This window comes from Streptomyces sp. NPDC012827, assembly GCF_042900905.1.
Taxonomy (GTDB): domain Bacteria; phylum Actinomycetota; class Actinomycetes; order Streptomycetales; family Streptomycetaceae; genus Streptomyces; species Streptomyces gulbargensis.
In genome coordinates this window covers 43353-57542 of the sequence record NZ_JBIBBY010000007.1, presented here as the reverse complement: position 1 = coordinate 57542, position 14190 = coordinate 43353, and the positions used below count along the sequence as shown (strand labels likewise).

General features: G+C 74.7%; 13 protein-coding genes. 11 read left to right on the top strand and 2 right to left on the bottom strand.

The annotated features are described in order from the left end of the window. Positions 1 to 40 precede the first annotated feature (40 nt). The 3 genes from coaBC (at position 41) to ACFY60_RS17025 (ending at position 4997) form a co-directional block, all read left to right on the top strand. A complete protein-coding gene (gene coaBC, locus ACFY60_RS17035) occupies positions 41 to 1300 on the top strand; it encodes a bifunctional phosphopantothenoylcysteine decarboxylase/phosphopantothenate--cysteine ligase CoaBC (RefSeq protein WP_388612945.1) in 1260 nt (419 codons plus the stop codon). A 265-nt stretch (positions 1301 to 1565) separates the two neighbouring features. Further along, complete coding sequence (gene metK, locus ACFY60_RS17030; RefSeq protein WP_309055058.1) at positions 1566 to 2774, top strand: methionine adenosyltransferase; 1209 nt, start codon at positions 1566 to 1568, stop codon at positions 2772 to 2774. Positions 2775 to 2867: 93 nt separating this feature from the next. Beyond that, positions 2868 to 4997 carry a primosomal protein N' gene (locus ACFY60_RS17025; RefSeq protein ID WP_388612948.1) on the top strand — a complete coding sequence of 710 codons (2130 nt, stop codon included), beginning with the start codon at positions 2868 to 2870 and terminating at the stop codon, positions 4995 to 4997. 86 nt (positions 4998 to 5083) lie between these two features. Here ACFY60_RS17025 and ACFY60_RS17020 read toward each other — a convergent pair whose 3' ends face one another. After that, positions 5084 to 5602, bottom strand: coding sequence for a hypothetical protein (locus tag ACFY60_RS17020; RefSeq protein ID WP_388612950.1), 519 nt, complete (start codon positions 5600 to 5602; stop codon positions 5084 to 5086). A 226-nt stretch (positions 5603 to 5828) separates the two neighbouring features. On the opposite strand from ACFY60_RS17020, the gene fmt reads away from it, so the two are divergent. The 8 genes from fmt (at position 5829) to ACFY60_RS16980 (ending at position 12852) form a co-directional block, all read left to right on the top strand. Next, the gene (gene fmt / locus ACFY60_RS17015; protein WP_388612951.1) at positions 5829 to 6761 is read left to right on the top strand and encodes a methionyl-tRNA formyltransferase; all 933 of its coding nucleotides are present in this window, start codon (positions 5829 to 5831) and stop codon (positions 6759 to 6761) included. A 10-nt stretch (positions 6762 to 6771) separates the two neighbouring features. Beyond that, positions 6772 to 6990: a hypothetical protein gene (locus tag ACFY60_RS17010; RefSeq protein WP_388612953.1), complete on the top strand. Its 219-nt coding sequence runs from the start codon at positions 6772 to 6774 to the stop codon at positions 6988 to 6990. A gap of 35 nt (positions 6991 to 7025) precedes the next feature. Next, positions 7026 to 8447, top strand: a complete 1422-nt coding sequence (locus ACFY60_RS17005; RefSeq protein ID WP_388612954.1) for an RsmB/NOP family class I SAM-dependent RNA methyltransferase — start codon at positions 7026 to 7028, stop codon at positions 8445 to 8447. A 150-nt stretch (positions 8448 to 8597) separates the two neighbouring features. Next, positions 8598 to 9281 (top strand): ribulose-phosphate 3-epimerase, encoded by a 684-nt coding sequence (rpe, locus tag ACFY60_RS17000; protein ID WP_388612956.1) that lies wholly within the window; start codon positions 8598 to 8600, stop codon positions 9279 to 9281. Positions 9282 to 9401: 120 nt separating this feature from the next. After that, the gene (locus tag ACFY60_RS16995) at positions 9402 to 10448 is read left to right on the top strand and encodes a sugar-binding domain-containing protein (RefSeq protein ID WP_309049485.1); all 1047 of its coding nucleotides are present in this window, start codon (positions 9402 to 9404) and stop codon (positions 10446 to 10448) included. Positions 10449 to 10517: 69 nt separating this feature from the next. After that, complete coding sequence (locus ACFY60_RS16990; RefSeq protein WP_388612959.1) at positions 10518 to 10946, top strand: ribonuclease domain-containing protein; 429 nt, start codon at positions 10518 to 10520, stop codon at positions 10944 to 10946. Further along, positions 10943 to 11344, top strand: a complete 402-nt coding sequence (locus tag ACFY60_RS16985) for a barstar family protein (protein ID WP_388612961.1) — start codon at positions 10943 to 10945, stop codon at positions 11342 to 11344. The genes ACFY60_RS16990 and ACFY60_RS16985 overlap by 4 nt, the downstream gene beginning before the upstream one ends. Positions 11345 to 11409: 65 nt before the next feature. Beyond that, positions 11410 to 12852 (top strand): GuaB1 family IMP dehydrogenase-related protein, encoded by a 1443-nt coding sequence (locus ACFY60_RS16980; RefSeq protein WP_388612963.1) that lies wholly within the window; start codon positions 11410 to 11412, stop codon positions 12850 to 12852. Positions 12853 to 12974: 122 nt separating this feature from the next. On the opposite strand, the gene ACFY60_RS16975 is transcribed toward ACFY60_RS16980, so the two are convergent. Then, the gene (locus ACFY60_RS16975; RefSeq protein WP_388612965.1) at positions 12975 to 13967 is read right to left on the bottom strand and encodes a GDSL-type esterase/lipase family protein; all 993 of its coding nucleotides are present in this window, start codon (positions 13965 to 13967) and stop codon (positions 12975 to 12977) included. Between the last annotated feature and the right edge of the window lie 223 nt (positions 13968 to 14190).

Below are 14190 nucleotides of genomic sequence, written 5' to 3'. Positions count from 1 at the left end.
CCCAGGCCCGGCGGCACGACCGCCGGGCCTGTGGTGTCTCATGGAGTCGTACGCATCGGAGCACGGGGAGTCGCGGGGAGTGACAGTGGTGACGAAGCCGAGGGTCGTCCTGGGCGTGAGCGGCGGCATCGCCGCCTACAAGGCCTGCGAGCTGCTGCGGCGGCTGACCGAGTCCGGCCACGACGTCCGCGTCGTCCCGACCGACGCCGCCCTCCACTTCGTCGGCGCGGCGACCTGGTCCGCCCTCTCCGGCAACCCGGTCTCCACCGAGGTGTGGGAGACCGTCCACGAGGTGCCGCACGTCCGCATCGGGCAGGCCGCCGACCTGGTCGTCGTCGCCCCGGCCACCGCCGACATGCTCGCCAAGGCCGCCCACGGCCTCGCGGACGACCTCCTCACCAACACCCTGCTCACCGCCCGCTGTCCGGTGGTCTTCGCGCCCGCCATGCACACCGAGATGTGGGAGCACCCGGCGACCCAGGAGAACGTGGCCACCCTGCGCCGCCGCGGCGCCGTCGTCATCGAGCCCGCCGTCGGCCGGCTCACCGGCGTCGACACCGGCAAGGGCCGCCTCCCGGACCCCGCCGAGATCTTCGAGGTCTGCCGCCGGATCCTCGCCCGCGGCACCGCCGCGCCGGACCTCGCCGGGCGCCATGTCGTCGTCAGCGCCGGCGGCACCCGCGAGCCCCTGGACCCCGTCCGCTACCTCGGCAACCGCTCCTCCGGCAAGCAGGGATACGCCCTCGCCAGGGCCGCCGCCGCCCGGGGCGCGCGGGTCACCCTCGTCGAGGCCAACACCGGCATCCCCGACCCGGCCGGCGTCGACGTCGTGCACGTCGGCACCGCCGTCCAGCTCCGCGAGGCCGTCCTCAAGGCGGCGGCCGACGCCGACGCCGTGGTCATGGCCGCCGCCGTCGCCGACTTCCGCCCCGCCGTCTACGCCTCGGGGAAGATCAAGAAGAAGGACGACGGCGGGGCGCCCACCGTCGAGCTGGTCCGCAACCCCGACATCCTCGCCGAGCTCTCCGCCGACCGCGCCCTGCCCGGCCAGGTCGTCGTCGGCTTCGCGGCGGAGACCGACGACGTGCTCGCCCACGGCCGCGAGAAGCTCCGCCGCAAGGGGTGCGACCTGCTCGTCGTCAACGAGGTCGGTGAGCGCAAGACCTTCGGCTCGGAGGAGAACGAGGCCGTGATCCTCGCCTCGGACGGTGCCGAGACCCCCGTACCGTACGGGCCCAAGGAGGCGCTCGCCGAGACCGTCTGGGACCTGGTGCTGCCCCGGCTGCGCCCCGCGACCTGACACTTCGGCCGCCCGCACCGAGGTGGCCGGACGGCTCCGGCCGGTGGCGGAAACGCCCGCTTGAGGGTGATTCGCGCCGCACGGAAGGCGGGCCGGCCGCCCGCCACCCGGGCCGTCCGGCCCGATCCCGACCATTCGCCTGGCGAGACACCTGCTTCACTCGCTGGTCACGACCGATAGACTGTTCGCGGAACGTCGCGGGGCGCAGCCCCCTGCCGGTCCGCTCAACCCATAGCCAGCAGCCGCTGCAACCCCAGGGAGCGTTGTGTCCCGTCGTCTGTTCACCTCGGAATCCGTCACCGAGGGTCACCCCGACAAGATCGCTGACCAGATCAGCGACACCATTCTCGACGCGCTGCTCCGGGAGGACCCCACCTCCCGCGTCGCCGTCGAGACGCTGATCACCACCGGTCTCGTGCACGTCGCCGGTGAGGTGACCACCAAGGCGTGGGCGGACATCCCGACCCTCGTCCGGAACAAGATCCTGGAGATCGGTTACGACTCCTCCAAGAAGGGCTTCGACGGCGCTTCCTGCGGCGTGTCGGTGTCCATCGGATCGCAGTCCCCGGACATCGCCCAGGGTGTCGACACCGCGTACGAGAAGCGTGTCGAGGGTGACGAGGACGAGCTGGACAAGCAGGGCGCCGGCGACCAGGGCCTGATGTTCGGCTACGCGTCGGACGAGACCCCCGAGCTGATGCCGCTGCCCATCCACCTGGCGCACCGGCTCTCCCGCCGCCTCACCGAGGTCCGCAAGAACGGCACCATCCCGTACCTGCGCCCCGACGGCAAGACCCAGGTCACCATCGAGTACGACGGCGACAAGGCCGTCCGCCTCGACACGGTCGTCGTCTCCTCGCAGCACGCCTCCGACATCGACCTCGAGTCGCTGCTCGCGCCCGACATCCGCGAGTTCGTCGTCGAGCACGTCCTGGGACAGCTCGTCGAGGACGGCATCAAGCTCGACACCGACGGCTACCGCCTCCTGGTGAACCCGACCGGCCGCTTCGAGATCGGCGGCCCGATGGGCGACGCCGGCCTCACCGGCCGCAAGATCATCATCGACACGTACGGCGGCATGGCCCGCCACGGCGGCGGCGCCTTCTCCGGCAAGGACCCGTCCAAGGTCGACCGCTCGGCCGCCTACGCCATGCGCTGGGTCGCCAAGAACGTCGTCGCCGCGGGCCTCGCCTCGCGCTGCGAGGTCCAGGTCGCCTACGCCATCGGCAAGGCCGAGCCCGTCGGCCTCTTCGTCGAGACCTTCGGCACCCACACCGTCGAGACCGAGAAGATCGAGAACGCCATCGCCGAGGTCTTCGACCTCCGCCCGGCCGCGATCATCCGCGACCTCGACCTGCTCCGCCCGATCTACTCCCAGACCGCCGCCTACGGCCACTTCGGCCGTGAGCTGCCCGACTTCACCTGGGAGCGCACCGACCGCGTGGACGCCCTCAAGCAGGCCGCCGGCCTGTAAGCGGCCGCCGCACGCCCCGGAAGCCCGGCGCCCCCGAGGGGTGCCGGGCTTCGGCGTGCCCGGCTGTCGGACCCGTCTGGTAGGTATGGGGCTGTGAGCAGCGAGAACGAGAAGTCCGACGGGCCCGAGCAGCTCGCGCTCATTCGGGAGACCGTCCGGAAGGCGAAGGTGCCGCGCGCCAAGCCGCGGACCTGGCGCGGCGCCGCCCTGGCCAAGGAGCTGCCCGTCGCCCGGGTCGTGGTCAACAAGGGCGTGCTCCACCTCGACCAGTTCTTCGACTACGCCGTCCCCGAGGAACTCGACGCCGTCGCCCGGCCAGGGGTCCGGGTCCGGGTCCGCTTCGGCGCCGGGGCGCACCAGGTCAAGAACGGCCGGCGCGAAGGCGGGCGGCTGATCGACGGCTTCCTCGTGGAACGCAGGGCCTCCTCCGACTACGCGGGGCCGCTGGCCGCCCTCGCCGACGTCGTCTCGCCCGAGCCGGTCCTCGGCCCCGAGCTCCTCGGACTCACGCGGGCCGTCGCCGACCGGTACGCGGGCAGCCTCGCCGACGTCCTCCAGCTCGCCGTCCCCCCGCGCAGCGCCAAGGCCGAGGCGAGCCCCTCACCCGCACCGCTGCCCCCGCCGCCCGCGCCCGAGCCGGGCACCTGGACACGGTACGAACGCGGGCCCGCCTTCCTGGAGTCCCTCGCGCGCGGCGGAGCGCCCCGCGCCGTGTGGAACGCCCTGCCGGGCCACCACTGGGCCGAGGAGATCGCCCGCGCCGTCGCCGCCACGCTCGCCTCCGGCCGCGGCGCCCTCGTCGTCGTCCCCGACGGCCGCGCCGCCGGACGGGTCGACGCCGCCCTCACGGCCGTCCTCGGAGAGGGCCGCCACGCCCTGCTCACCGCCGAGGCCGGACCCGAGAAGCGGTACGCGCGCTGGCTCGCCGTGCGGCGCGGCTCCGTCCGGGCCGTCGTCGGCACCCGCGCCGCGATGTTCGCCCCCGTACGGGACCTCGGGCTCGCCGTCATCTGGGACGACGGCGACGGCAGCCACAGCGAACCGCACGCCCCCCAGCCCCACGCCCGCGAGGTGCTGCTGCTGCGGGCCGCCCACGACCGCTGCGCCTTCCTCCTCGGCTCCACCAGCTGCACCGTGGAGGCCGCCCAGCTGGTCGAGTCCGGCTGGGCGAAGCCGCTCTCCGCCCCCCGCGAGGAGATCCGGCGGGCCGCCCCGCTGATCCGTACCGTCGGCGACGGCGAACTCGCCCGTGACGAGGCGGCCCGCGCCGCCCGCCTGCCCTCGCTCGCCTGGCAGGCCGTACGGGACGGCCTCAGGAGCGGCCCGGTGCTCGTCCAGGTCCCGCGCCGCGGCTACGTCCCCCGGCTCGCCTGCGAGCGCTGCCGCACACCGGCCCGCTGCCGGCACTGCGCGGGACCGCTCGAAGCGCCCGAGCAGCAGGAGCTGCGCTGCGGCTGGTGCGGACGCGGCGCCCCCGACTGGTCCTGCGTGGCCTGCGGCTCCACCCGGCTGCGGGCGAGTGTCGTCGGGGCGCGGCGGACGGCGGAGGAACTGGGCCGCGCCTTCCCGGCCGTGCCCGTGCGGACCTCCGGGCGCGACCACGTCCTGGACCGGGTGCCCGATCGGCCCGCGCTGGTCGTCTCCACCCCCGGTGCCGAACCCGTCGCCGACGGCGGCTACGCGGCAGCCCTCCTCCTCGACGGCTGGGCCATGCTCGGACGGCCCGACCTGCGGGCGGGGGAGGAGGCGCTGAGGCGCTGGATCGACGCGGCCTCCCTGGTGCGGGGCCAGCCCGACGGCGGCACGGTCGTCGTGGTCGCCGAACCCACCCTGCGGCCCGTGCAGGCCCTCGTCCGCTGGGACCCGGTCGGCCACGCCCAGCGCGAGCTGGCAGAACGCGCCGAGCTCGGCTTCCCGCCGGTCTCCCGCATGGCGGCGGTCGCCGGCCCGCCCGAGGCGGTCACGAGCTTCCTGACCGCCGCCGACCTTCCCCCGGACGCCGAGGTGCTCGGCCCGGTCCCGCTGCCGGTCGTCCGCCCCGGCGGCGCCCGGCGGCCCGGCGACCCGCCGCCCGGCGAGCAGTGGGACCGGGCCCTGGTGCGGGTGCCGCCGGGCAGCGGGGCGGCCCTCGCCGCCGCCCTCAAGCAGGCCCGCGCCGCCCGCTCGGCACGCGGCGCGGGTGACCCGGTGCGGATCCGCGTCGACCCCGTGGACATCGGCTGACCCCCGGCCCCACGCGGCCGGGCCCCGACGCGCGACGGCCGCCCGTCCCCGGCGGGGGAGGGCGGCCGGCTCGGTGCCGCGCGGGATCAGGCTCCCCGCGGGCCGGGCAGCACCGGCGGCCGGGGCTCCTCACGGAGCGCGGCGCTCCCCGAGGTCGGCTGCGGCGGCATGGACCGCGCCGCCGGCACGGTGGGCAGCGTGCGGGTCGCGTTCGGCTCCGCCGTGCGCTCCGGGTCCGCGCCGCCGCCCTGCTGCGGGGTGCGGCGGGCGCCGTAGCGGCGGTGGACGGCCTGCTTGGTGACGCCCAGCGCGGACCCCACCGCGTCCCAGGAGAACCCGAGCGAGCGGTCGAAGTCGACCGCCGCGGTCACCAGGGTCTCCACGCTGTCGCGCAGCTCCTGGGCGAGGCGTACGGTCGGGGCGGGCGCCCGGCCGTAGACGACGAAGCCCGTGGACGGGCCGGAGCGGCGAGGGCGGTAGACGTTGCCCAGCTGAGCCGTGAGCGTGCGCAGTGCGTCCACCTGCCGCCGGACCCGCTCGATGTCCCGCACCAGCAGGTGCAGACTCGCCCGGGCCTGGGCGTCGTGGGTTGCGTGGTCGGCCATGGATAAGCCTCTCGAACCGGCGATGAAAGGGGCGGGCCGCCCGGGGAACGGCGACCCGATGCGGTCAATCTCTCTTGACCAACGCGCCACGGGGAGTTGGGTCACGGTGCGGGGGCGTACACGCATATGCGCGGGGCGCCCGGCCTTCCGTACGCCCCCTCGCGCCGCCGCCCCTAAACTGGTGCGTCGCCCGCAACACCCCCGGACAGACAGGCAGTCGCCATCCATGAAGCTCGTCTTCGCAGGCACCCCCGAGGTCGCCGTCCCCGCCCTGGACGCCCTGCTCGCCTCCGGCCGGCACGAGGTGGCCGCGGTCGTCACCCGCCCGGACGCCCCGGCGGGACGCGGCCGGCGGCTGGTCGCCAGCCCGGTCGCCCAGCGCGCGGAGGAGGAGGGCATCGAGGTCCTCAAGCCGGTGAAGCCGCGCGACGAGGACTTCCTCGCCCGGCTGCGGGAGATCGCCCCCGACTGCTGCCCGGTCGTCGCCTACGGCGCGCTGCTGCCCAGGACCGCCCTCGACATCCCCGCGCACGGCTGGGTCAACCTGCACTTCTCGCTGCTGCCCGCCTGGCGCGGCGCGGCGCCCGTGCAGCACTCGCTCATGGCCGGGGACGAGGTGACCGGGGCGTCCACCTTCCAGATCGAGGAAGGGCTCGACTCCGGCCCCGTCTACGGTGTCGTCACCGAGGAGATCCGGCCCACCGACACCAGCGGTGACCTGCTCACCCGCCTCGCCTTCGCCGGCGCGGGCCTGCTGGCGGCCACGATGGACGGCATCGAGGACGGCACCCTCAAGCCCGTGCCGCAGCCCGCCGAGGGCGTCACCCTCGCCCCGAAGATCCAGGTCGAGGACGCCCACGTCGACTTCACCGCTCCCGCCCTGCGGGTGGACCGGGTGGTCCGCGGCTGTACCCCGGCCCCCGGCGCCTGGACCGTCTTCCGCGGCGAACGCCTCAAGCTGATCCAGGTCACGCCCCTCCCGGACCGCACCGACCTCGCCCCCGGCGAACTCGCCGCCGGCAAGAACAACGTGTACGCCGGCACCGGCTCGTACGCCGTCGAGCTGCTGTGGGTCCAGCCCCAGGGCAAGAAGCCGATGAAGGCGGCGGACTGGGCGCGCGGCGTGCGGATCGCGCCGGGGGAGCGCGTGGGGGTGTAGGGCGTGTCTTTTGGATCAGGCCGGATCAGGGAGCGGTGCCAGGCGCCGCGGGCCCACCCCCGAGGAGCGCGCGGAGGTCACCCGGTTCCTCGGTGAGGAGCCGCCCGTTCTCGTCGCCTTCGAGGCGGACGGCGGCGGCACGGTGCCCGTCTCCTGCCTGATCGCCGCCGAGGACCGGGCGATCCGGCAGGGGCGTTTTTCCCGGCGGGGGAGGGCGGACGTACGCTGAGAGGGTTCGGCCCCCTTTCGTCACGCGGAGCACCTTTGAGCGAGCAGGCACGTCGCCGCACCCCCCAGACCCCCAGGCCCCACCGGCGGCCCAAGAAGGACCCCGTCCGGATGCTCGCCTTCGAGGTGCTCAGGGCGGTGGACGAGCGCGACGCCTACGCCAACCTGGTGCTGCCTCCGCTGCTGCGCAAGGCCCGTGAGAAGGACGGCTTCGAGGCCCGCGACGCGGCGCTCGCCACCGAGCTGGTCTACGGCACGCTGCGCCGGCAGGGCACGTACGACGCGATCATCTCCGCCTGCGTCGACCGGCCGCTGCGCGAGGTCGACCCGCCGGTCCTCGACGTCCTCGCGCTCGGCGCGCACCAGCTCCTCGGCACCCGGATCCCGACCCACGCCGCCGTCTCCGCCAGCGTCGAGCTGGCCCGGGTGGTCCTCGGCGACGGGCGGGCGAAGTTCGTCAACGCCGTCCTGCGGAAGATCGCCCGGCAGGACCTCGACGCCTGGATCGCCGAGGTCGCCCCGCCCTACGAGGAGGACGCCGAGGACCACCTCGCCGTCGTCCACTCCCACCCGCGCTGGGTCGTCTCCGCGCTCTGGGACGCCCTCGGCGGCGGCCGCGCCGGCATCGAGGCCCTCCTGGCCGCCGACAACGAGCGCCCCGAGGTCACCCTCGTCGCCCGGCCCGGCCGGTCCACCACCGAGGAGCTGGCGTCCGCCGCCGAGACGGAGCCGGGCCGCTGGTCCCCGTACGCCCTGCGGCTCGCCGAGGGCGGCGAACCCGGCGCCCTGGAGGCCGTACGGGACGGCCGGGCCGGCGTCCAGGACGAGGGCAGCCAGCTCGTCGCCCTCGCCCTCGCCAACGCCCCGCTGGAAGGCCCCGACAGCCGCTGGCTCGACGGCTGCGCCGGCCCCGGGGGCAAGGCCGCCCTCCTCGGCGCCCTCGCCGCCGGACGCGGCGCCGCCCTCCTCGCCTCCGAGAAGCAGCCGCACCGCGCCCGCCTCGTGGAACGCGCCCTCGCCGGCAACCCCGGCCCCTACCAGGTCATCGCCGCCGACGGCACCCGCCCGCCCTGGCGCCCCGGCTCCTTCGACCGGGCCCTGGTGGACGTGCCCTGCTCGGGTCTCGGTGCCCTGCGCCGCCGCCCCGAGGCCCGCTGGCGCCGCCGCCCCGAGGACCTGGACGGCTTCGCGCCGCTCCAGCGCGGGCTGCTCACCGAGGCCCTGCGCGCGGTGCGCGTCGGCGGGGTCGTCGGCTACGCGACCTGCTCGCCGCACCTCGCCGAGACCCGGGTGGTCGTGGACGACGTCCTGAAGCGGACCGGGGGCGGCGAGCTGATCGACGCCCGCCCCCTGTTCCCCGGCGTCCCGGACCTCGGCGACGGGCCCGACGTCCAGCTCTGGCCGCATCTGCACGGCACGGACGCCATGTACCTGGCACTGATCCGCCGGACCTCCTGAACCGCGAGGCGGCCCGCGCCCGCGCCGCGGGCCGCTATCTCCCGGTCTGTACCGGTCCCGTGCTCGTCACTTCGTACCGAAAGTGGTCTGGACCGCAACCGAAACCGTTCCGCGGCAAAGAAGTGCCCAAGAACATGGCAGGCTTGGCACATGGCGCAGATCAACCCCAGCATCCTGTCCGCAGACTTCGCCCGGCTCGCCGAGGAGGCGAAGGCCGTCGAGGGCGCCGACTGGCTGCACGTCGACGTGATGGACAACCACTTCGTGCCCAACCTCACGCTGGGCGTGCCGATCGTGGAGTCCCTCAGCCGCGCGACGGACACCCCCCTCGACTGCCACCTGATGATCGAGGACCCCGACCGCTGGGCGCCCCAGTACGTCGAGGCCGGGGCGGGCTCGGTCACCTTCCACGTGGAGGCCGCCGCCGCGCCCGTACGGCTCGCCCGCGAGATCCGGGCCAAGGGCGCCCGCGCCTCCATGGCGCTCAAGCCCGCCACGCCCATCGAGCCCTACGAGGACCTGCTCCCCGAGCTCGACATGCTGCTGATCATGACGGTCGAGCCGGGCTTCGGCGGCCAGGCCTTCCTCGACATCATGCTCCCCAAGATCCGCCGCACCCGTGAGCTGATCTCCAAGCACGGACTGGAGCTCTGGCTCCAGGTCGACGGCGGCGTCGCGGAGTCCACGATCGAGCGGTGCGCGGAGGCGGGCGCCGACGTCTTCGTCGCGGGATCCGCCGTCTACGGCGCGGCCGACCCGGCCGCCGCCGTGGCCTCCCTGCGGGCCCGGGCCGAGGCCGCGACGGCCTCGGCCGCCTGGGCGTGTGGACACTGAGCCTCCGGCGGATGAACGCGGTCCGTCGAGCCTCCGACAGGACTGATCAAGGCCCGCCGGATCTGACAGGATGAACGGCGAGTCCAGATGTGAACGACAGCGGTACATGGACAGCGGTACGTGAACAGCAGTGAGGAGAACGCGGTGGCGGGAATGTCGGCGGGACGGTCTGCCCTGCGGATGGGCCCCGCGGAGCTGGTGCAGGCGGCGGCCATGGCCCGCCGTTTCTACCTCGAGGGCAAGTCCAAGATCCAGATCGCCGAGGAGTTCGGCGTGAGCCGCTTCAAGGTGGCCCGGGTCCTGGAGACCGCCCTGGAACGCGACCTCGTCCGCATCGAGATCCGCGTCCCGGCCGAGCTGGACGCGGAGCGCTCCGACGCGCTCCGCGCCCGCTACGGGCTCCGCCACGCGGTCGTCGTCGAGTCCCCGGCCGAGGACGACGAGTCGCCCGACCCGGAGAACCTCGGCGAGGTCGCGGCCGACCTCCTCGGCGAGCTGGTGGCCGAGGGCGACGTCCTCGGCCTGGCCTGGGGCCGCTCCACCATCCACATGGCCGCGGCGCTCGACCGGCTGCCGCCGTGCACGGTCGTGCAGCTCACCGGGGTGTACGACGCGGGGACCGCCGAGCGCGGCTCGGTCGAGGCGGTGCGGCGCGCCGCGCAGGTCTCCGGCGGCGAGGCCCATCCCATCTACGCGCCCATGCTGCTGCCCGACCCGGCGACGGCGGCGGCACTGCGCAGCCAGACCGGTATCGCGCGGGCCTTCGACTACTTCGACAAGGTGACGGTCGCCTGTGTGTCCATCGGCTCCTGGGAGCCGGGCATCTCGACCGTGCACGACATGCTCTCCGACGAGGAGCGCGCCCACTACGCGTCGCTGGGCGTCGCCGCCGAGATGTCCGCGCACCTCTTCGACGCCGAGGGGCGCCGGGTCGGCCGCGACCTCGGTGAGCGGTGCATCACCGTGGAGGCGGACCGGCTGCGCCGGATCCCCGAGGTCGTCGCCATCGCCGGCGGCCAGCGCAAGGCCGCAGCGATCGGCGCGGTGCTCCGCTCCGGGCTCGTCACCAGCCTGGTGACCGACCGCTCGGCCGCCGACTACCTCCTCACCGAGTTCAGCCCCGGCGCCCGTCCCGCCCTCGACCGCGCGGACCCGGACGGCCGCTGACCGGACGGCCGCCGACGCGGGCGCTCCGCCCGCGAGGCGCGGGCTCCCGCGCGATGGCAGCATCGGGCCATGGTCGTCCGACAGGTCGTACGGGGCGGGATCGCGCTCCTCGCGGGGGTCGTGCTCCTGCTCGGCGGTTGCGCCGGGGGAGAGACGGGACGGGACACACCGCCGTCGCCGCGTCCGTCGCCGGCGGCGAGCCGGAGCGACGGGGCCGCGCTGCCGGCCGTGCGGGTGGCGGACCTGCCGCCCGAGGCGCGGCGGACGCTGGAACTCATCGAGCGGGGCGGCCCCTTCCCGTACGCCAGGGACGGGGCGGTGTTCTCCAACTTCGAGCGGCGGCTGCCCCGCAGACCCGGCGGGTACTACCGGGAGTACACCGTCCCGACGCCCGGCGAACGCGACCGGGGCGCCCGGCGCATCGTGACCGGCCGGGGCGGGGAGACGTACTACACCGACGACCACTACGAGAGTTTCCGGGAGGTGGCCGGACCATGACCGCGCACCGCGGCACGGGCCACCGGGCCCCCGATCTGTCCCGACCCGTCCTGCTCGACCTGCACGGCGTCACCGACAAGACCGCCTTCATGAACCGCTGCGTCCGCACCCTGCCGCTCCCCGTCTGGTTCGGGCGCAACTGGGACGCCCTCGCCGACTGCCTCGCGGACATGCGCGAACCCATGGCGATCGTGGTGACCGGCTGGCAGGCTTACGCCGAGGCCCACCCGGACGACTGGACGATCGCGCAGGAGGTCTTCTCCGCCGCCGCCCGCGCGAGCGCCAAGGGCCTCGCGGTCCTCCTCTCGCTCGGCCCTTTGGAGGATCCGACAGGCACCCCGGCGCCAGCCTCGGACGATCCGACCGCACCGTCTCGCACGCCTCCCGTGGGAGAATGAACTACGTGCTTTTTCCCCTGGCTGAAATGCCTAGGGGCCGATCCGAACGACTGGGATGTCAGCACGTGCGTTTCCTCAATGACGTCAAGCCGCCGTACGACCTCACGTACGACGATGTGTTCATGGTGCCGAGCCGCTCGGCCGTCGGTTCCCGCCAGGCCGTGGACCTCTCCTCGCCCGACGGGACCGGTACGACGATCCCGCTGGTCGTCGCCAACATGACCGCCATCGCCGGCCGCCGCATGGCCGAGACCGTCGCCCGCCGCGGCGGCCTGGTCGTCATCCCCCAGGACATCCCGATCGAGGTCGTCACCGACGTCATCGCCTGGGTCAAGAGCCGTCACCACGTGCTCGACACCCCGATCGTCCTGGAGCCCCACCAGACCGTCGCCGACGCTCTCTCCCTGCTGCCCAAGCGGGCCCACGACGCCGGTGTCGTCGTGGACGAGCACCGCCGCCCGGTCGGCGTCGTCACCGACGCCGACCTCTCCGGCGTGGACCGCTTCACCCAGCTGTCCGAGGTCATGTCCAGGGACCTGCTCCTCCTGGACGCCGGCATCGACCCGCGCGAGGCCTTCAACACCCTCGACGCGGCCAACCGCCGCTACGCCCCGGCCGTGGACGCCGACGGCAAGCTCGTCGGCATCCTCACCCGCAAGGGCGCCCTGCGCGCCACGCTCTACAGCCCGGCCGTCGACAGGAACGGCAAGCTGCGCATCGCCGCCGCCGTCGGCATCAACGGCGACGTGGCCGGCAAGGCCAAGCAGCTCCTCGACGCGGGCGTGGACACGCTCGTCATCGACACCGCGCACGGCCACCAGGAGTCGATGATCTCCGCGATCAGGACCGTCCGGGCGCTCGACCCGCAGGTCCCGATCGTCGCCGGCAACATCGTCGCCGCCGAGGGCGTCAAGGACCTCATCGAGGCCGGCGCCGACATCATCAAGGTCGGTGTGGGCCCGGGCGCCATGTGCACCACCCGCATGATGACCGGTGTCGGCCGCCCGCAGTTCTCCGCCGTCATGGAGTGCGCCGCCGAGGCGAAGAAGTACGGCAAGCACGTCTGGGCCGACGGTGGGGTCCGCCACCCGCGCGACGTCGCCATGGCGCTCGCCGCCGGCGCGTCCAACGTCATGATCGGCTCGTGGTTCGCCGGGACGTACGAGTCCCCGGGCGACCTCCAGCACGACGCCAACGGGCGTGCCTACAAGGAGTCCTTCGGCATGGCCTCGGCCCGCGCCGTCAAGAACCGGACCTCCGACGAGTCCGCCTACGACCGTGCCCGCAAGGCGCTGTTCGAGGAGGGCATCTCCACGTCGCGCATGTTCCTCGACCCGCAGCGTCCGGGTGTCGAGGACCTGATCGACTCGATCATCGCGGGCGTCCGCTCCTCCTGCACCTACGCCGGTGCCGCCTCGCTCGCCGAGTTCGAGGAGAAGGCCGTCGTCGGCATCCAGTCGGCCGCCGGTTACGCCGAGGGCAAGCCGCTGCACGCCAGCTGGAGCTGATCGCGCCATGTCCTCCCCCGCCGGGGAGGGGAGAAGGCCCCCGGGAGTCCCTCCCGGGGGCCTTCCCGTGCCCCGGGGCGGCCCGGCGGGGCCCCGGGTGCCCGCGCGGGCGTCCTGGGTCCTCACCGCCCCGGTACGTACGGCGCCAGGGCCTCCGCCACCGCCGCCGCGATCCGCGCGTGGCCGGCGTCGTTCGGGTGGAGACCGTCCGCCAGGTGCTCCTCCCGCAGCAGCGGGCGCCCCGGCAGGACCAGGAGCCGGTCGTCGCCCTCGGCGGCCAGGTCGCGGCCCGCGCGCTCCATCGCCCGGCGCAGCTCCGTCAGCGTCGCCCCCAGGGCGTTGCGCCCGTGCTCCGCCTCGGGGCGCAGCACGGGCGAGACGAGCAGCAGGGGCGCGCCGGGGTGACCGCGCCGCAGGAGGCCCACGAAGGCCCGCACGGTGGCGTACAGCCACTCCGGCGTCACCGGGACGGGTGACCAGCAGTTCGTGCCGAAGGCGAGCGTCAGGAGGTCCCCGGGGAGCCGCGCCAGATGCTCGGCCACGGGGAGTTCCCCGCGCGCCCCGCCCGCGTACCCCAGGTTGACCGTGTCGAGCGCGAGCCGCCGCCCCGCGTCGGCGGGCCAGGCGTGCGCCGGGCGCGTCGACCACCAGCCCTCGGTGATCGAGTCGCCGTGGACCAGCCAGCGCGGCCGGGCCGGGGCGGGGGACAGGGCGCCGCCGACCGCGCGCAGCCCGAGCGGCACCGGCGCCTGCGCCTCCGGCAGGTACACGCAGAAGGTCCCGCCGCCCGCGGGCAGCGGAAGGGTCACCGAGGCCTCGGGCGCCGGCGCCGCGCACACCTCGCCGACCGGGCGCCCGTCCCGCCACAGGGCGAAGCAGTGCCGCAACGCCGCCAGCGGGTCGTCCGGCTCCGGCACCTCCGCCCGGTAGCGCAGTTCCACCGCGCGGGTGCCGGGCGCGGCCGTGAACTCGATCCGCACGCCCACGGGCAGCGCCGCCCGGGCCGCCATGTCCCAGGGCCAGCGGGCCAGGTCACCGGGGTCGGCTCGCACCGGCCGCACCCCGTCCAGCCACGCCGTGCCGCGCAGGAACGGCCGAGGGTCGAGCCACTTCACCGAAGGCCTCCGATCAGCGGTCGCGCCGGCAGCGGGGCGCGTCGTCCGGCCCGTGTGAACAAGGACATCCGCAGAGCCTTTCCCGACCCCGATGTGTCGATTCATGCGGGGGCGCGCAATGTTTCCCCGTTCGCGCCCCAACAGCGCAATGATCTGTCGACAGTGCGCAACAACCCTGCATTACGAGTGCGAACCTCCGCCCTTTAGGCTCGTGCCCCGTACC